Genomic DNA, 18,997 nt, shown 5'->3' with positions numbered 1-18,997 from the left:
AAACTCTCAAACGAAGGAGGAAGTATTTTTATTTTACACGGTCAGGTTCATAGTCGTAGAAACCTGTGTCCAAACCACGGTTGGCTGGGTGTAATTTATGAATAGCCTCATCAAAGAGGAAGGCTTGGTCTTGTGAAAATTCGCCAGCCTCGATGAGGTCACGAGCCTTCACAAAATACTCAGTGATTTTTACAAAGTTTTCACCTGGGCAATAAACGCCGTCCAACTTCCAGTGGTCAAAACCATGTTCAACGAGTTCTGAAAGTTTAGTCATCATATCCAAGTCATTGTTGGCAAAGATATGTGTCCCGTGCATATCTTCATAAACTGAGTAGTGAGAATCTGGATCTCCTGGCTCAGAAAGGAAGAGGTCACGTTCTTTGGTAACAGCTTCATCCGTTTTGATAAAGTTGTAATAGTTTTGAAGAAGTGGACGTTTTGAGTGGTGAATGATACTTGCACCATAAACCAAAACCTCAGCTGGAATCTGAAGATTTTCAGCCATGATGAATAGTTCCGCAGATGGAATCTCACGAGCCAAAACCGCTTCAGATGCTCCTGCCTGTTTGCCCCAGAAATTAATCTGACGGCTAGAGGTTACCATAGTTGAAGCATCATAAATCATTTTGAAGGGACGTTTGTCACGGTTACAGATGTAGAAAACTCCTGCATCACCAACCGTGATATAATCTGCCTTGATTTCTTCAAGAAAATCAAGATAGTCTGGAAGAGCATCCATCATACCTTGGTGCATGAGGGCGTTAACGGCAACAGTCAATTCCTTGCCAGACTCATGTACCAGCTCTGCAATCTTTCGCATTTCTGCGAATGAAAAAGGCTTAGGCAAACGAAGGCCAAAGGCTTTTTCGCCGATATAAATACGATCTACGCCAAGTTCTAGGAGCTCACGTGCCTGCTCGTAGCTCTCAGCAGTCGCTGTAATCACTATTTTTTCCATAACTCACATTATAGCACAAATGATTTGATTTTTTTAGAATTTTTAGGCTCAATACTCTGTATCTAAATATTTTAAATTAGTTTTCGAATACTACAATTTTCACAAAAATCAAAAAAAACTTTGCAATATAAATTTTTTATGGTATTATTAATGAGATTCTAAATAGTGAAATACTGACTAAGTATTTTAACCTACACGAAAAAGTGATTTAGATATTTTATATAGAAAGGAGGCAGACATGGCTGACAACTTACACCGTCAATTTGATCACATCGAAGATTTCGAGACTGAGCGTCCTCAAACGACGAATTATCAAGATTATCAGGGTTTAAATAGTAATAGTATTAAGCTACAAGATATGATTTTCTTTGGACGTATCTCAAGCTTCTGTGTTTCAACAGTCCTAGTTGCCTTCCTTTTCTTGGTAGCACAGGTGGCTACCTTCTGGGCCTTCTTCTGGGCAATTACCATTAGCGTTATTGGTCAGATTGGCATTTATGTCCTAATCGAATATTATAAAGCACAAAAACGTTGACTATTTGGTCAACGTTTTTGCGTACTAAAAAAAGCCTCATGGGCTTTCTTTTTTTATTTTGCTTCTGCTGCTTCTTCAGAGATATCTTTGATATCAATGACGATATCATCAACGATAGCTTTTGTTTCTGCTTCAACATCTGCTTGCTCAGGAGTTACTTGAGCAGTTTTCTCTTTGATAAGTTCAAAGCTCTCTTTTGCAAAGTCAGCAACTTGAGCTGTTTTTTCTTGGACAGCTTTTGTCAAATCATCCGCAGTGATGTCGCCATTTTCAAATTTTGTTTTATAGTCTTGGAAAGTATCGACTGCCAAATCTTTGTAGTCGCTAGCTTTTTCCACCACTTGATTTTGATAAGCTTTAGGATCTTCTTTGAATGAAGCGATTTCTTCATCAATACGTGCTTTAACGGCTTTACCTTTTTCAGTTGTAAAGAAGTAAGCTGCTGCAGCTCCAGAAGCTGCACCAATGATTAGGGTGTTTAAAAATTTACTCATGAAAAGACCTCCTTATTTTTTCTTGTCTTTTTTACCAAATAGTTTTGAAGCAACCTTACCGATAGCAAAGGCTGAACCTGCTTTACCGACACTTGCTCCTGCTGCACTCGCTTTCGCACCGAGGTAACGAGCTTCAGTATTCAAGTCAGAGACACTTTCTGAAAGCTCAGCTACTGCTACGAAGAGAGGATCGATTGTTTGAACTTTTTCATTAACATCTTCAACCAAGACGTTTGCCTTAGCCAAGATTTCATTTGTTTGATGAAGGGTTACATTAATATCTGTACGAAGCACAGCAACTGTTTCTTCAACTTCTTTAACCACATGACGGGTACGAAGTAGGGTAGGGATCAATGCAACGAGAAACGCAGCAAGTGCGATTGCGATAATAAGAAATGCAATTTCTGCCATAGTTTAGGACTCCTTTGACCTTTTTAAAAGGTCGCTACAAGAAAACTGAAGTAGAACCTCCAGTTTCCAGTGACCTTTGTTATGATAATTTTCATTATATTATAACAAAGTCTGAGCTATATGACTAGTTTTTCATTTTATAATCTGCCTCTGGGCGTTGCTTTCGCAAATAGAGCAAGGTTGCACCCAAGATGATAATGGCGATGCTGACCCATTGAGAAACACGCAAGCCAGCAAACATGAGGCTATCCGTACGCATGCCTTCAATGACAAAACGTCCAAGACCATACCAGATAAGGTAAAATGAGGTCACATCTCCTTGACGCAGTTTCTTATTAAAGCGTCTTAGTCCTAGAATGATGATAAAACCGAATAGGTTCCAGAGACTTTCGTAAAGAAAGGTCGGTACACGATAACTACCATCAATGTACATCTGCTGGCGAATAAATTCTGGGACATAATTCAGATGACTAACTGCTTTTCCGTAGGCCTCCTGGTTAATAAAGTTTCCCCAGCGACCGATACTCTGAGCAATCATAACGCCAGGTGCCGCGATATCTAGAAAATCTAAGACAGCAATGGCATGACGTTTAGCAAACCAATAGAGGACAGCTGCTCCAGCAATCAAGCCACCATAAATGGCAATCCCACCATTCCAAATCGCAAAAATTTCAGAAGGATTTTGACTGTAGTAGGACCACTGGAAGATCACATAGTAGAGCCTAGCACCAACAATGGCTATCGGAAAGGCAAGAAGAATAAAATCTAAGATGTTTTCAGGGTCAATTCCCTTTTCAGGAGCCCAACGCTGAGCCAGATAAACGGCAAGTAAGAGACCAGATACGATACAGATGGCATACCAATGAATACTAATGGGGCCAAGCCTTAGAGCAATAGGATCAATAGTAGCAAACATTAGTCTTCACCATTCTTACTAATGAGGTTGGTCAAACGTTCTTCAAAGGTTTTGGTTGCATCAAATCCCATTTGCTTAGCACGGTAGTTCATGGCTGCAGCTTCGATAACGACTGATACGTTACGGCCTGTCTTAACAGGAATGCGGACACGTGGAATCTTAACGCCTTGCAATTCGATTTCTTCATTCCCATTTCCAAGACGATCAAAGACCTTACCGTCTTCAAAATTTTCAAGATAGATGGCCAACTGAACTTGGGATGAATTACGGACAGCACTGGCTCCGTAGAGACTCATGACATCAATGATACCAACCCCACGAATTTCAAGAAGATGGCGAAGAATTTCTGCAGGCTCACCCCAGAGAGTTTCCTCATCCTTAGCATAGACATCCACACGGTCGTCAGCGACAAGGCGGTGACCACGTTTCACCAACTCAAGCCCTGTTTCACTCTTACCGATACCAGAATCGCCCTGAATGAGAACACCCATGCCGTAGATATCAACCAAAACACCATGAACACTGGTACGTTCTGCCAACTGTGCATTGAGGTACCAAGACATATCACCTGAAAGAGATGATGTGCCGTTACGGCCTTGAAGAACCACAACGCCATTTTCTTTAGCTGCTCGATACAGCTCCTCAGGGATATCAAGCCCACGCGCTACGATAACAGCTGGGGTTTCTTCTTTGAACATGTTTTTGAAAACAGAGTAACGGTTGTGATCAGTCAAGGTTTTAAGGTAAGACCACTCCTTCATCCCAACCAATTGAATACGCTCCGGTGAATAATAGTCAAAATAACCTGTCATTTCTAAACCAGGACGAGAGATATCAGCAGTTGTTATCGGTTTTGCCAAAAGCTCCTTATTCCCATAGACAACCTTGAGTTTAAGCCTGTCAACCAACATTTTAACGGTTACTGTCATGTTATTTCCTCCGATTATTTACTAGTTTCATTGTATCATAAAAAGGTTTTCAATGCGGCTCTCAAAGCAAAAAAGACCTATGACTAGCACTAAGGCCAATCATAGGTTAATGTCTATTAACAATTACTTACCAATTCCACTCATCTTCAACAGGTTCAGCGTTTTTACGTTTGCGTCCATCCTTGAGTTTGATTTCGGGATAAATATCTTCTTTGTAAGGAAGGAGAAAGGCTAAAACCAAGTATAGGAAGATTCCAAACTGCGTTGAAACCATGAGAATAATAGCCAAAATACGAGCCAGAGCTAGATCCCAGCCAAACTTATCTGCCAAACCTGCAACAACACCGGCGACGAGTCTATTTTTTCGTGTCTTATAAAAACGATTTGACATGGTCTTCTTCTCCCATCATTTCTTTGATTTAATTATATGATTTTTTTAAAACAAAAAAATCAGCCCTAGGACTGATTTAGAAAAATGAGCTTGCCTCGACACAAACCGCAGGCAAATTTCTGTGTATTGACACGGCGTTTGCGACGGTAGGTATGACCACAGGATTGGCACTGATAGAGGTAGTAGTTCTCCACTTGCCCTTGCATCTTTGGAGCGTATCTAAGGCCGTCAACCTTGGCTAGTAAATCCTTAAAATCTCTATCCGCATGCTTGTAGCCCTTCCCTTGAAAATAAAGGTGATAATGACAGAGTTCATGGCGGACGATTTTTCGAAAGGTTTCAAGACCATGTTCCTCATAGAGTTTTGGGTTAAAATCTAAATGACCATCCTTGGGAAAGAACCGACCTCCAGTGGTTCGGAGACGCTTGTTCCACAAGGCTTGGTGCTTAAATTCCCAGCCAAAATCCTCTATAGAAACAGTCTTAACATAATCAGTTAGATTCACGTGGATTCACCAAAGAAAGATTGAGTTTTTCATGCTCTAAGTCAACTTTTGAGACCCATACGGTAACCAAATCCCCAACAGAAACGACCTGACTTGGATGGTTAACGAAGCTCTTACTCATCTCTGAGATGTGGATAAGTCCATCCTCGTGGACACCGATATCCACAAAGGCACCAAAGTCCACAACGTTACGGACCGTTCCTTCAAGTTTTTGTCCTACTGACAAGTCTTTGAGTTCAAGAACATCTTGACGAAGCACTGGTGCTTCAAAATCGTCACGGAGGTCACGGCCTGGTTTCAAAAGGTCAGCAATGATATCTTTGAGGGTTTCCTGTCCAAGTCCCAATCCTTCCGCTGTTTCTTTAAGATTAAGAGCCTGCAATTTTGCCTTGGCAGAATCGTCCAAGTCTGTGATAGCTAACTGCTTGAAGAGGGCTTTTACCGCTGGGTAAGACTCTGGGTGGACCCCTGTATTATCCAAGATATTCTTGGCATTTGGAATACGAAGGAAACCGGCAGCTTGTTCGAAGGCCTTAGCACCAAGACGTGGGACCTTTTTGATTTCAGCACGCGATGCAATCTCACCATTCTCCTCACGGTAGGCGACGATATTTTCAGAGATGGTCTTGTTGAGTCCTGACACGTGTGACAAGAGGGTACTACTTGCCGTATTGACATTAACACCGACCTGGTTAACCACGGTATCGACGACGAAATCAAGATTTTCAGAAAGTTTCTTCTGACTAACATCATGCTGGTATTGGCCTACTCCGATTGATTTAGGGTCAATCTTAACCAACTCAGCCAATGGATCTTGAAGACGACGGGCAATAGAAATGGCAGAGCGTTTTTCGACCGTCAAGTCTGGAAACTCATGGCGGGCCAACTCTGATGCAGAATAGACAGAGGCACCACTTTCATTGACAATGACATAAGAAGTCTCTGGAAAATACTTGAGGACTTCTGCCACAAAAGCTTCACTTTCACGACTGGCTGTTCCATTACCGATAGCGATAATCTCAATGGCATGCTTCTTAATGAGATCAGCCAAGTCTTTCTTAGCTTGGGCAATCTTAGCCTGACTGGCTGGAGCCACTGGATAGATAACTTGCGTTGTAATGAGCTTACCAGTTTGGTCAACCACGGCCAACTTAGCCCCTGTACGAAAGGCTGGGTCAAAACCGAGTACCATCTTACCTTTAAGTGGTGATACTAGGAGAAGGCTGCGAAGATTTTGAGAGAAAAGATTAATGGCTCCATCTTCTGCTGCTTCAGTCAACTCGCTACGGATACGACGCTCCATAGCTGGGATGATTTTCTTCTTGAGAGATTGATTGATAACTTCCTCGATATAATCATTTTTTTGCTTAAAACGGGCACTGTAAAAACGATGCATTTTCTCAATATTATGCTTAAAGTTTACCTTGATAACGCCTAGTTTCTCACCACGGTTAAGGGCCAGAGTACGGTAACCTTGGAGTTTAGACACCTTATCCGCAAAATCATAGTAAATCTTGAAGGTTTCTTTTTCATCCAGAGATTGATCCTTGAGGGTCGACGTAATGTCACTGTTATTCCAGATTTCGTTGTAGGTCCAAGAACGAAGACTGTTATCCTCAGAAAAAGCCTCAACCAAAATATCCACAGCACCCGCAAGTGCCTTGTCAGCTGTTGGAAAGGCTTCGGATGTCAGCTTTTCAGCTTCATCTTTGAGATTTGAACTATTTTGCAAAATAAGACGAGCCAGTGGAAAGAGACCTGCTTCACGGGCAATAGTCGCTTTAGTGCGGCGTTTTTCCTTATAGGGAAGGTAGAGTTCTTCCACATCTGCCAACTTTTCAGCCGCTTCAATGGCTGCCTTGAGTTGGTCAGTCAATTTGCCCTGAGCCTCAATCTTAGCCAAAACCGTTTCCTTACGGTCTTGGAGGGCTGTCAAAGACTTATCCATATCAATGATAGCCTTGATTTGCGTTTCATCCAGATTTCCGGTTTTTTCCTTACGGTAACGGGCGATGAAGGGAATGGTATTGCCTTCTGCAGTCAATTCCAAAACGGTTTCAACTTGTTGTTTTTTCAGGCCCAATTCCTGAGCCAATGTCTCTAAATTACGATTTTCCATAAATTCTATTATACCACGATAGGAGATTTGCTTGGGTAGAAAACCTTGTAGCTGAAGCGAGAATTTTTAAGCAAGAGGTAGTATAATAGAAAAGTAAACCTATTGTTAGGGGCTATTTCTTTCGGAAAATAGATGCATCCTCCTAGAAGCAGAGCTTCTTCGTCTGATGCCCTCTTTTCTGTCAGAAATAACGCCCTTAGTATCTTTTGTAACTGAACTCGGGCTATTTCTTTCGGAAAATAGATGCATCTTCCTAGAAGTAGAGCTTCTTCGTCTGATGCCCTAATTTTCTGTCAGAAATAACGCCCTTAGTATCTTAATTAACTCGGAGGCTTTTTATGGCAGTTATTCAGAAAAAAACAAATGAACTTGAAAGCATGATGGCATCTTTTGCGGCTATCCCTGATTTTGAAAAGGCGGGAACTGATCCTAAGAAGGACAAACGTCTTCAAGAAGATAAGAAGAAATAATTTTTATGGCTATTTTTCATCAACTACCAGATAGCGTTTTGCAGCTTCTGGCAGTTTTTCTATCGATTATTATCGAAGCCCTGCCCTTTGTTTTACTGGGAAGTATCCTATCTGGCTTTATCGAGGTCTTTGTGACTCCTGAAAAGGTCCAAAACTTCCTTCCTAAAAACAAGGTCCTGGCTATCCTCTTTGGAACCCTGATTGGTTTTATTTTCCCTTCTTGTGAGTGTGGGATTGTTCCTATTATCACGCGCTTTTTAGAGAAAAAAGTGCCTAGCTACACGGCTATTCCTTTCATGGCAACTGCCCCTATCATTAATCCAGTTGTTCTCTTTGCGACATACACGGCCTTTGGGAACTCTTGGTACTACGTGCTTTTACGTTTCGTCGGGGCTTTCTTGATTGCCATGATTTTGGGAATCTTGCTGGGCTTTGTGGTGGATGACCAGATTCTCAAGGACAACCGTAAGGTTAGTCATGTGCACGACTATAGTGGTTTGTCAGCTGGTAAGAAAGTCTTTCAAGCTCTGGTTCATGCTGTCGACGAGTTCTTTGACACTGGGCGTTACTTGATTTTCGGGAGCTTGGTGGCCGCAAGTATGCAGACCTACCTACCGACCCGTATCCTCACGACCATCGGTCATAATTCAGTGACAGCCATCCTGATCATGATGCTCCTGGCCTTCATCCTCTCCCTTTGTTCAGAGGCCGATGCCTTTATCGGGGCTTCGCTGCTCTCTAGTTTCGGAGTGGCACCAACGGTTGCCTTTCTCATCATTGGTCCTATGGTTGATATCAAGAACTTGATTATGATGAAACACCAATTTAAAACACGCTTTGTTGGTCTCTTCGTAGGAACCGCAAGTCTGGTGACAATCATTTACTGTCTGTTATTGGGGGTGATTTAATGTTACGTTTTCTCATCTTATCTGGGTATTTTGAGCTCGTCATGTACTTGCAAGTTTCTGGCAAGCTCAACCAGTACATTAACATCCACTACTCCTACTTGGCCTACATTTCCATGGTGCTTTCCTTTATCCTTGCTGTGGTTCAACTCATCGTTTGGATGAAGCAGATGAAGGTTCACTCGCATCTGTCAGGTCGAGTAGCCAAGGTAGCCAGCATCGTTCTCTTGGCCTTTCCAGTCCTCACGGGGCTCTTGGTGCCAACAGTGACCTTGGATGCCAATACCGTGTCAGCTAAGGGTTATCATTTTCCACTGGCGGCAGGGAGTGATCCTAATCAGGCCGACCAAGAGGGAACGACTATTCAGTACTTGAAGCCAGACACCAGCTCCTACTTCACCTCCTCAGCTTATGAGAAGGAAATGACCAGAGAGCTCGCCAAGTACAAGGGACGTGAGACCATCCAGATTACCACGGAAAATTACATGGAAGTCATGGAGCTCATCTACCTCTATCCTAACGATTTTGTGGGCAAGAAGGTCACCTATACCGGTTTTGTCTACAATGACCCACAAACCAAGGGTTATCAGTTCATCTTCCGTTTCGGAATTATCCACTGTATCGCCGATTCAGGTGTTTACGGACTGGCAACGACAGGAAGTGACCAAACCTTCAAGGACAATACTTGGGTGAAAGTCACTGGTACCATCACTGTGGATTATTATCAAAATCTCAAACAGAGCCTGCCTATCCTTAATTTGACTGAGGTCAAAGAGGTCGGACAGCCTGACAATCCTTATGTATATCGTGTATTTTAAAAAGCCAAGTTCAGTTGAACTGGCTTTTTAAGTTGAATCAAACTGTACAGTTACTTAAATCTTGAGAGTACAAAAACGGAATGTCGTGTCATTCTCAACTAACTGCGGTTGTACAGTTACTTAAATCTTGAGAGTACAAAAACAGGGCGTCGGTTCTATCGGTAACAACTCAGGTTGTACAGTTACTTAAATCTTGAGAGTACAAAAACCACCGTTCTTTCTGCCGTCCGCATTAGTGGGTTGTACAGTTACTTAAATCTTGAGAGTACAAAAACAATTAAATATCGGCAATTATTATCACCTCGTTGTACAGTTACTTAAATCTTGAGAGTACAAAAACTCATCCATTCGACTTTAGGATTGCCCTTGTGTTGTACAGTTACTTAAATCTTGAGAGTACAAAAACATGCACGGTTTTTAAAACGAATAGACCAGTGTTGTACAGTTACTTAAATCTTGAGAGTACAAAAACGGATACCTTGCACGATTACTTGTAAAACCGGTTGTACAGTTACTTAAATCTTGAGAGTACAAAAACAAATTGACATCCTTGTAGCTGTCCATGAAGTTGTACAGTTACTTAAATCTTGAGAGTACAAAAACTCAAGAATTGTTCTGTTGTCAAACCTAGAGGTTGTACAGTTACTTAAATCTTGAGAGTACAAAAACAACACCGAGCCAATGCCCTGCATGAGCTTGTTGTACAGTTACTTAAATCTTGAGAGTACAAAAACACTTCGACGGTGACGGTACTAAAGAGAAAGTTGTACAGTTACTTAAATCTTGAGAGTACAAAAACATTTAGCACCTTTGACAAGTCGCTTAGTCTGTTGTACAGTTACTTAAATCTTGAGAGTACAAAAACGCGGTGCATGCTGAGATGAATGCCATTGTAGTTGTACAGTTACTTAAATCTTGAGAGTACAAAAACACGCAGACACTCCAGTAAGACGTTACTATGGTTGTACAGTTACTTAAATCTTGAGAGTACAAAAACAAGGTTATTGAAACAATGCAAAGGGCTTTTGTTGTACAGTTACTTAAATCTTGAGAGTACAAAAACCGCCAAGTCAAGACGAAGGGAAGACATCAGGTTGTACAGTTACTTAAATCTTGAGAGTACAAAAACCATTTTTTACATCATCAAACCATTTATAGAGTTGTACAGTTACTTAAATCTTGAGAGTACAAAAACGAGGGGAAAAGAGGGAAGGAATAAAAAAAGTTGTACAGTTACTTAAATCTTGAGAGTACAAAAACCGACGTGGACAACAGATGGAGCCGTCAATAGTTGTACAGTTACTTAAATCTTGAGAGTACAAAAACGATCATACCAATCAGAAATACCTCTCAGATGTTGTACAGTTACTTAAATCTTGAGAGTACAAAAACAGTAGCCATACACTTCATCTTCTGGCTGTGGTTGTACAGTTACTTAAATCTTGAGAGTACAAAAACGCTGATTATGATATTACTTGTCACATTTTAGTTGTACAGTTACTTAAATCTTGAGAGTACAAAAACAGAACTGTATCGATTCTCTTGTATTCGATTGTTGTACAGTTACTTAAATCTTGAGAGTACAAAAACAGGGCACCCTCGGCACTATCGATGGTCATGGTTGTACAGTTACTTAAATCTTGAGAGTACAAAAACGGTGGTAAGGTTGAGGATGAAGACATGGCTGTTGTACAGTTACTTAAATCTTGAGAGTACAAAAACCTCAAATGAAATTTTGACGTTTTTATACCCACATAGTGATTATAGAATCAATCACTGTACTTGTCAATTCTTACTTTTTAAATATCTATGTAATAGCTCCTCATCAGGTGTCTGAGAATATCTTATACAATAGTTAAAGTGAAACAACTGATTTAAGATATTCAAAATTACTGAATCAACGAGTGAGAGACTAGGTTGTCTCGTCATTTTTGTTAACAAATAAGGCGTCACAGTCTCTAAGGACATCCTAAAACCTTCTCGCGTCGGAAAATTATTACTTGGATAATGTTTCTTTACCCTTTCATACATAAACTCAACATCGTACAAATGCTCCACCTGGTCAGATAAAATATTGACGAACCTACTACTTTCCTCGTCAATCTTTAGATATCCTTGGTCACTAGGAAACAAAATAAAGTTTAGGTTTGGATACTTTTGGGCTAGCTGACCAATTTTCTTATAAAAACTATCATAAGATTCCTCTGAGACAAAACTATCAATAGTATTTAGCACAATGAGATATTTCTCTCTTGTTTGTGACAGAAGACGGTCTAACATTTCTAAAAAGAGGGATAGTTTATCGGTATTTGCAACCCATTCGAAAGATAAATTCTTATTCTCAATGGCAAAAAATGGACTAAAATTTTTTGAAAGTAATTGGTCTAGTGTTAGAGGACGATTCTCTAAATGGTATTCCACCTTACCACTGTTTAAGTTGATATGCTGGTTCATTGCCCCTTCTATAAGCTCTACTTGTTCATTAATTTTCTCCAAATGGGCTACAATATCAACTTGATTGACAATTTTACTAAGGTAACCGTAAGCAAGTGTCCCTTTCTTATATTCCATCTGCTCAAGTAAATCCTTAAAACTTGAAATGTCGATATAGTGATAGCTACTTCGCTTCACTATTTCTCCAGACTCATCAAGTATAGTAGGTTCCTCATAATCAAAAATACTTAAGTCCTCACTTGAGTATTTTTTTCCACCAAAATACCAGCTCAAAATCTGCCAAATATAATATTTGAGTTCTTTATTCTGACCAACAATTTGTGTGATTGCACCAATATTCAATTCAATACGTTCCTTGTAAGGATGTTGTACAAAAAATTTCATATAACCACCAACTTATTATCACTGACGATTTCTTCTTGCTTAGTTTTGCCACCTATGATTAATGTCATTTCTGAAAACTGCTTTTCAGTAACCGCCAAAAGTCTCACATTTCCAGCAGGTAGATTACTCATCTTTAACTTCTTATAAAATTTATTTGCAAAACTTCTATTAGGACAAGTGCGATAATAGACCGAAAATTGTAACATTTCAAACCCATTTGAAATTAATTCTTTACGAAAATTTCGATAGATTCTTTTTTCATCCTTGGATTCCATTGGCAAATCAAAAAAACATAATAACCTCAACGCTTCATACCTCATCTTATTTTCTCCACTCTAAACTTGATACCACTGGGCAGTGAAATTTACTACTATCTTTTTCCGAAATATATTTGATAAAGCCTTTGACATATTTGTCCATAGCAACTGTCACTGAACAAGTCTCTTTGCCATATTTGATTTTAGCATTGAGCAAATCTGTCAATCCTAACCTATACTCATACTTAAGGAATTCTTGATCTCGTAGATTATCATAAACCCAAACATCTACAATCTGTCTAAATGGCTCCATTAAGTCATCAACCAAATTAAACTGATTGTATTCATTTTTATGGAAGATACCTAACAAACCGTTTAAACCATAACCCGCCACTATTCTAGCCATCTGAGCCCTCATGATAGCATAGCCATAGTTTAAGCCAGCATTGATAACATCTGCTTCTTGCTGGGTTACTCTGACAAATTGTTTACCGAAAAGTTCATTAAAGTAGACCTTAGCAGCATGCCCCTCTCTATTGGTTCTATCACCTGGTTCTATCTGCTCTTTATAGTCTGAAAGTAGTCTAATGTTATCCAGACTTTTTTCAAACATGGCTAGGACATCCTCTTGGTTATTGATTTTATAGTAAGTCACAATCTGCCATGCCTTGTCCTTTTGTTTCTGAGACCAGTTCATCTGCTCTTTCAAGCGCTTGTAGGCTCTAAAATGCCCATTTTGTGAGTGATAAATCCCTGTTGGTAAATGTTCATTATCACAGACAACTAAGGCAATATTATATTTACTTAGGGCACTTAATAATCGAAGAGTAACAACTGTATCCCCACCTTCAGCAACTATTATCGAAATATCACTAAGTGGCACCGTAAACTCTTGTCCCATCTTTTGCACTAACAAGTTATCAAGCTTTAAGCGCATCTTCTCACTTTGACTGACATGTACAACTCTCCAAGTCATTTTTTCTCCTTTTTAAATAACGAAAACACCCTGCCATAAAATGACAGGGTGTTGATTTCGGCATGAAGCCTTATCTTTGTAGCTTCTGCAAGATTTAAGTAACTGTGTAAGGCGTCCCTTACACGATTATTATAGTATATGACAACTATAATTGCAACACTTTTTAACAATTAATATTAAAAATCTAGCTTAGGCTTATCACCCTCATTCTTGATGATATGCTGATTTCCTAGGATATCTGTTCTTACTTTAAAAATTGAAAGATTTGATTTTGCTAGTCCTTTTATACATCGTCCTGACTTATCTGTAGGACCTAAAATTTCAATAAGTGTCTCATTCTTCTCAAATTTATCTTTTGAATAAGGCTTTAACTCTACATAATGCTTTTTATTTGGCATTGATCGAGAAAGAAAACGGAATAGTTGCTGTTCTTTTGTTTCCGTATCTTTGATAAGCAACAAATCATTTTTATAAAGTGTGAACTTGAATTCTGAATCAGAATCTACACCCTCTTTCTTCTTAATGTCATTGTATTTTTCCTGAGAAATCTTATATGTTCCTGTCCCTTTCTCAAATTGTAGATCAGCATATTTTAATCCAAGGATTTCGTATTTTCCAGTAGTCTTATTGAAATAGACATCCGCTCTCCATGGAGAAACTGACTGCAAGACAACTTTATTGTTACTATTCTTTGGAGTGATATCAATATGATTACCTAACTTACTATCATAGTATTTAAGACTCTTGATTTCAGGACCATTGCCTTTTTTACTATATTTACGAATATAGTCGCCATGTTCTTCTTTATATTTTAGGAAAGGATTACATGGTACTTCTTTCCCTTTTTCATTCATTTCCTTATTGGGATAGTTCTCTAAAATTGGCTCGATAACTTTCTCAAAGGTTTGTGGGTCGTGACGATACATGAGGAATTTTGACTTATCCTTCTGATAAATCTTTATAAAGGCATCATAGCCAGCCTGGCTATAGATATCTTTGATTTTCCCTAAGACATAAGTTTCATCCTTCTTATCTTTTCCTACTTTAGCCTGCCTTGTTGCGTAAATTGTTGCATCAGAAATCTTTCGATTAAACTTAGAATCCACTTGATATGAGAACAAGATACTGTCTTCAAATTCTTTACTCTTCAATGTATCAACAAAATGTTGATAAGGGGCTTTAAATACAGATTCCTTGTACTCATCGTCACTAATAAGTTCACCTGTTTCAATATCAAGTAATTGGTCTTCTGAATAACTTACAAGAGTATTCTTTTGTTTTTTCCACAAATTCAACTGACTTGAAGCAGCAATAATTAGTGCATCTACAGCATGGTGATGATAGGTATCACGAGTCTTATCGATTCCCCAATGGCGTCTCAATTGAGATGTGAATTGGCCACGAACCACGGAAACTTTTGTATCAATCTTGCGAGCTCTAAAGTGTTCTTGAAGGGCATTAAGGACAACTCTTGAAGCGTATCTTGTATCTACAAGATTTCGTTCAATAAATTTCTTTCGAACATCAAATTTTGAAATATCCTCTTCCGTAAGAAGGTATTCTTTTTTCTTGTTTGAAAGTGTTTTCGACTCACGTACAAAAGCTTTCAGTTCACGGAAAGACCATGCATCATCCATACTATCTAATGCCTGGTAAGGTGTTCGTTGGCCTTTTTCTTGGTTAGCAGTTGCATAAACCAAAACCTTATTGGCAAGGCTATCATCAAAGGTAATAGAGAGAGGTAAAATATGATCTATTTCAAATTGATTAGGATTGTTAATCAAATCATGGATTGAAATTGTTTTACCAGTATAAAGGCAACGTTCTCCTTGCTGATGCCATAGGCGGATTTTAGTCGCTAATTGCTTATGACCATGGAAAACGCTATGTGGTAATTCAGCTTTTCCATTATATTGATTGGCAGCCTTACGCATGGCCGCATCCTTTTCAGATTTGTTAGCTTCTTGAATCTTTTTAATGGCCTTTTTTTCGTCATCTTCATTCATTTCTCGAGCCATTTCGATGACAATATTGTCAAAATCACCATACTCTTTGATTGCCGCATTTACGATTTTTATAGCTTGGCGAACAGACTTAGCAACAACAGGATTGTAGATTTCTTCAGTTAGTCGTTTCTCATCAATATATTTTGTTTTATTTGAAGACGAAGTTCTTTTTTGTTTTCCTAGTCGTGTCAAAATAGTCATTTGTTCTTCTGACGTCGCATATAATTCTGGGATTAATTCCATCATCAACTTGACAGAAAAATTATGCCAACCTTTTCCAAAAATGGAACTATTTGATTTGCGGAATTGAACCAATTCGTCAACTTGTTCCTGACTAAAAGTACCATCAGAAAACTCATGCTCTATCGCTTCTTGGATACCTTCCCTCTCCGTATTTAATGTTAAGACATAGGCTAACTTATCAAGCTTTTCTCTCTCCATTTGCTCAACATCAATAGTTTCAAGCGTCTTCATTTTTCGGTAGGCTTCGAAAGTATGAATTTCTGGTTTGTCTGATTTGTCGATACGATATCCCTTGATATCCGCAACATCGCAAGCAAGTAGTTTAGCGATATATTTAAAGAGTTTCGCTGGACCCATCGCCTTTTCATTTTTGACATAGGTAATGATTTGATTCTTTTGTTCTTCGCTCAACTTCTTGGTTTCTGTTGGAACGGTTAGATTGTTCAAATCATTTAGCAAATTGAATTCTTGAGCCGTATAGGATGCTTTTGCTGCTCTATACTCTTCCGGATAAAATGTACATTTCCCAATTAGGATTCCAAAAATATTGTCTAAAGTTATGTACTCATCTTCAGAATCTTTCTTAGTAGTATACCTTCCATAATCAGTCCGTGACTTCTCATTTCCTGGTCCGTGATAATATTTACGTTTTCCAGTTAGAATTTGGAGATAACTATTAATAAATTCATCGGTAATCTGTGGATTAAATTCTTGTTGGGTTTGCAGTATTCTCAGTGCTTCTGCTCGATAAGCTGATGTTGGAAAGACATTAATTAAGCGATGTTTTTTTCCATCCTCCTCAATAGTAAAATCACCACGTAATTGACCATATTTTTGATAGCGTTCCAATTGAATCTGGCCTGGTGTTTTTGTTTCTAATTGTTTGCTGTTCTCTTTGACAATTTGTGCATAGTCACCTACTGATGAATTTCCGTCATCACTTGCATCATCAAGATAACTAATCCCACGGTGTTTCACCATATTTTTAAGAGCGATAAACAATTCTTCATTAGACAATTCATCGGTCAAACCCTTAACTCGCAATTGATATGGGTTTAGATTGATTGAAACCTTCGTAAAATCAGTGATTAATCCACTTTCTTCAAATATGTGATTTAAACGAACTCTACGATGTTTTTTACGTCGTGTCAATCGTCTTCCTTGACGATTTGTTCTACGTTCTACATTATTCTCCGCTTGAGCGGCTGGGAAGATGCGTGCGTTCTTATGGACAATTTCTCCCGTCACTTTATTAAGGATACCTACACCAACAGAACCTATACCAATATCAAGTCCTAAAACTAAGTCGCTCATTTAAGAATCTCCTTATTCTTTTTTCTAATATTTTACAATAATATCTGAAAATTCACAATAGTATTTGTAAGCGCTATCCTAGTTTTGTATTTTAAAAAGCCAAGTTCAGTTGAACTGGCTTTTTCTTCTTGTATTAAAAACTTTTGTCTAGGCTTCTTGTGCTAGGGCTGCTGCTTTTTCAAGGGCTTGGTCGGTCGACTCGCAGATATGGTCTGGTCCAATAGTTTGGATAAAGCCAGATTTTTCAAGAACTCTGTAGGGTTGAGCATTAACGTGAGAAAGAAGCAAGGTCATGCCACGTTTTTGGCAGATAGCCAGGGTTTCTTCAAGGGCATCTAGGCCTGAGATATCCATGGCTGGAACGTTTCGCATGCGTAGGATGAGAACATTCTTAGTTTCATCATTAATCACATTCAAGAAGTTATTGGCTGCACCAAAGAAGAGGGCACCAAAAACCTCATAGACGACAGCATTTTTAGGAACTTGCTTCAAGTCGCTATCCTCAGACAAAACTGGATCGTCCAGATTTTCCTTGTCCACCCACTGACGGATTTGAGCCACGTCGGACATGCGTTTGAGAAAGAGGAAGGCTGCTAGGACCATACCAAATTCGATGGCAACCACTAGGTCAAAGAAAACGGTTAAGATAAAGGTCACTAGCAGGACCGCCACATCACTCTTAGGGGCACGTTTGATCATACGACCAACTGTACGCCAACCACTCATGTTATAACCGACAATCATAAGGATTGAGGCCAGACAGGTCATAGGAATCAATGAGGCGTAAGGCATGAGGAAGAGTAAAATCAGAAGCAGGGTGAAGGCATGAACCATACCTGCTACTGGTGTTCGTCCGCCATTTTTGACGTTGGCTGCGGTACGGGCAATAGCACCCGTTGCCGGAATCCCGCCAAAGAGGGCTGACATGATATTCCCGACACCTTGGCCGACCAATTCTGCATTAGAACGGTGATTACCACCAATCATGCCATCTGAAACCACACAAGAAAGGAGCGATTCGATAGCTGCTAGTATGGCAATGGTGAAGGCTGGCGAAATCATTTGACGAATCAAAGAAAATGATAGGTCAGGAACCGTTAAACTTGGAAGTCCCGCCTTGATGGTGTAAAGGTCACCAATGGTTTTGACGGGGAGATGACCAAAAGCAACGATAGCTGTGGTCACAAAGATAGCAACCAGAGAACCCGGAATTTTCTGAGAAAGGCGTGGCCAAAAGATTTGAATGAGCAGGGCCAAAATACCGATAGCTAGGGTCGCCCAACTAATACTCGAAAGATGCTCTCCATAGGCAATCATCTTTTCCAGAAACTCAGCTGGCACGGACTTCATCTCAAGGCCTAGAAAATCCTTAATCTGTCCAGCCACAATCCCAATGGCAATCCCCAAGGTAAAGCCAAGTGTGATGGTTTTGGGAATGAATTTAATCAGGTCGCCAAAACGCAGGAGCCCCATGATAATAAGCATGAGTCCCGCCATGAGCGTGGCAACAGTCAGACCCGCCATGCCATACTGGGCGATGATGCCATAGATGATGACAACGAAGGCTGCGGTAGGTCCACCAATCTGAACCCGACTACCTCCTAAAAAGGAAATAAAAAAGCCTGCAACCACTGCTGTGTAAAGACCTTGTTCGGGATTAACACCAGAGGCAATCGCTAGGGCAATCGACAAGGGCAGGGCAATGATAGCCACGATAACTCCTGCAATCAGGTCCTTGATGAACTGTCCCTTGGAATAATCCTTGATGGTGGTGAAAAATTTGGGTGTGATATATTTTAAAGCGTCCATTTGTTCCTCCTAACTACTATCCTAAAACTCTTTGACTTAACTCTTTTTTCAATGAGTGTCAGACGCTTATCATTTTTACAGTCTTATGATAGCACAGGAAAT

Annotated in this window: 17 protein-coding genes and 1 CRISPR repeat array; of the genes, 4 read left to right on the top strand and 13 right to left on the bottom strand. The window is 39.7% G+C overall.

Annotation, left to right across the window (positions count from 1 at the left end):
- Positions 1–28 precede the first annotated feature (28 nt).
- Positions 29–958 carry a peptidase U32 family protein gene (locus tag HMPREF1519_RS06105; RefSeq protein ID WP_037603903.1) on the bottom strand — a complete coding sequence of 310 codons (930 nt, stop codon included), beginning with the start codon at positions 956–958 and terminating at the stop codon, positions 29–31.
- 238 nt (positions 959–1,196) lie between these two features.
- On the opposite strand from HMPREF1519_RS06105, the gene HMPREF1519_RS06100 reads away from it, so the two are divergent.
- Positions 1,197–1,493 (top strand): DUF3270 domain-containing protein, encoded by a 297-nt coding sequence (locus HMPREF1519_RS06100; protein ID WP_002886140.1) that lies wholly within the window; start codon positions 1,197–1,199, stop codon positions 1,491–1,493.
- Between the two features lie 53 nt (positions 1,494–1,546).
- Here HMPREF1519_RS06100 and HMPREF1519_RS06095 read toward each other — a convergent pair whose 3' ends face one another.
- The 7 genes from HMPREF1519_RS06095 to HMPREF1519_RS06065 form a co-directional block, all read right to left on the bottom strand.
- A complete protein-coding gene (locus tag HMPREF1519_RS06095; protein WP_002885903.1) occupies positions 1,547–1,987 on the bottom strand; it encodes a YtxH domain-containing protein in 441 nt (146 codons plus the stop codon).
- Positions 1,988–1,999: 12 nt separating this feature from the next.
- Entirely contained in the window at positions 2,000–2,398 is a 399-nt protein-coding gene (locus tag HMPREF1519_RS06090) for a DUF948 domain-containing protein (RefSeq protein WP_002890564.1), read from the bottom strand.
- A 124-nt stretch (positions 2,399–2,522) separates the two neighbouring features.
- On the bottom strand, positions 2,523–3,314 hold the full coding sequence (lgt, locus tag HMPREF1519_RS06085) for a prolipoprotein diacylglyceryl transferase (protein WP_037611484.1): 792 nt from the start codon (positions 3,312–3,314) through the stop codon (positions 2,523–2,525).
- Positions 3,314–4,243, bottom strand: coding sequence for an HPr(Ser) kinase/phosphatase (hprK, locus tag HMPREF1519_RS06080; RefSeq protein ID WP_037611483.1), 930 nt, complete (start codon positions 4,241–4,243; stop codon positions 3,314–3,316). The genes lgt and hprK overlap by 1 nt, the downstream gene beginning before the upstream one ends.
- Before the next feature lie 127 nt (positions 4,244–4,370).
- Complete coding sequence (locus HMPREF1519_RS06075; protein WP_002885986.1) at positions 4,371–4,634, bottom strand: PspC domain-containing protein; 264 nt, start codon at positions 4,632–4,634, stop codon at positions 4,371–4,373.
- Positions 4,635–4,699: 65 nt separating this feature from the next.
- Complete coding sequence (locus HMPREF1519_RS06070) at positions 4,700–5,140, bottom strand: SprT family protein (RefSeq protein WP_037611480.1); 441 nt, start codon at positions 5,138–5,140, stop codon at positions 4,700–4,702.
- Positions 5,127–7,259 (bottom strand): Tex family protein, encoded by a 2,133-nt coding sequence (locus HMPREF1519_RS06065; RefSeq protein WP_037611479.1) that lies wholly within the window; start codon positions 7,257–7,259, stop codon positions 5,127–5,129. Before HMPREF1519_RS06065 ends, HMPREF1519_RS06070 begins: the two co-directional genes overlap by 14 nt.
- A 338-nt stretch (positions 7,260–7,597) precedes the next feature.
- On the opposite strand from HMPREF1519_RS06065, the gene HMPREF1519_RS10745 reads away from it, so the two are divergent.
- From HMPREF1519_RS10745 to HMPREF1519_RS06055, 3 genes are read left to right on the top strand one after another with little or no spacing between them, the layout of a single operon-like run.
- Complete coding sequence (locus tag HMPREF1519_RS10745) at positions 7,598–7,729, top strand: SPJ_0845 family protein (protein ID WP_002885949.1); 132 nt, start codon at positions 7,598–7,600, stop codon at positions 7,727–7,729.
- 5 nt (positions 7,730–7,734) lie between these two features.
- Entirely contained in the window at positions 7,735–8,637 is a 903-nt protein-coding gene (locus HMPREF1519_RS06060) for a permease (RefSeq protein WP_037611477.1), read from the top strand.
- Complete coding sequence (locus tag HMPREF1519_RS06055) at positions 8,637–9,452, top strand: TIGR03943 family putative permease subunit (RefSeq protein ID WP_003093491.1); 816 nt, start codon at positions 8,637–8,639, stop codon at positions 9,450–9,452. Before HMPREF1519_RS06060 ends, HMPREF1519_RS06055 begins: the two co-directional genes overlap by 1 nt.
- A gap of 41 nt (positions 9,453–9,493) precedes the next feature.
- Positions 9,494–11,174: a CRISPR direct-repeat array (repeat unit 36 nt; unit sequence GTTGTACAGTTACTTAAATCTTGAGAGTACAAAAAC).
- Positions 11,175–11,237: 63 nt separating this feature from the next.
- Here HMPREF1519_RS06055 and csn2-St read toward each other — a convergent pair.
- From csn2-St to HMPREF1519_RS06030, 5 genes are all read right to left on the bottom strand, one after another.
- Positions 11,238–12,290: a CRISPR-associated protein Csn2-St gene (gene csn2-St, locus HMPREF1519_RS06050; RefSeq protein ID WP_037611476.1), complete on the bottom strand. Its 1,053-nt coding sequence runs from the start codon at positions 12,288–12,290 to the stop codon at positions 11,238–11,240.
- Entirely contained in the window at positions 12,287–12,610 is a 324-nt protein-coding gene (gene cas2 / locus HMPREF1519_RS06045; protein ID WP_002946754.1) for a CRISPR-associated endonuclease Cas2, read from the bottom strand. The genes csn2-St and cas2 overlap by 4 nt, the downstream gene beginning before the upstream one ends.
- Position 12,611: 1 nt before the next feature.
- The gene (gene cas1 / locus HMPREF1519_RS06040) at positions 12,612–13,523 is read right to left on the bottom strand and encodes a type II CRISPR-associated endonuclease Cas1 (protein ID WP_037611473.1); all 912 of its coding nucleotides are present in this window, start codon (positions 13,521–13,523) and stop codon (positions 12,612–12,614) included.
- A gap of 176 nt (positions 13,524–13,699) precedes the next feature.
- Positions 13,700–17,086 carry a type II CRISPR RNA-guided endonuclease Cas9 gene (gene cas9 / locus HMPREF1519_RS06035; RefSeq protein WP_037611471.1) on the bottom strand — a complete coding sequence of 1,129 codons (3,387 nt, stop codon included), beginning with the start codon at positions 17,084–17,086 and terminating at the stop codon, positions 13,700–13,702.
- Positions 17,087–17,233: 147 nt separating this feature from the next.
- Entirely contained in the window at positions 17,234–18,895 is a 1,662-nt protein-coding gene (locus HMPREF1519_RS06030; protein ID WP_037611470.1) for a SulP family inorganic anion transporter, read from the bottom strand.
- Between the last annotated feature and the right edge of the window lie 102 nt (positions 18,896–18,997).

The sequence above is a fragment of the Streptococcus sp. SR4 genome (assembly GCF_000517725.1).
GTDB lineage: Bacteria > Bacillota > Bacilli > Lactobacillales > Streptococcaceae > Streptococcus > Streptococcus salivarius_F.
This window is presented reverse-complemented; position numbering and strand designations above follow the sequence as displayed.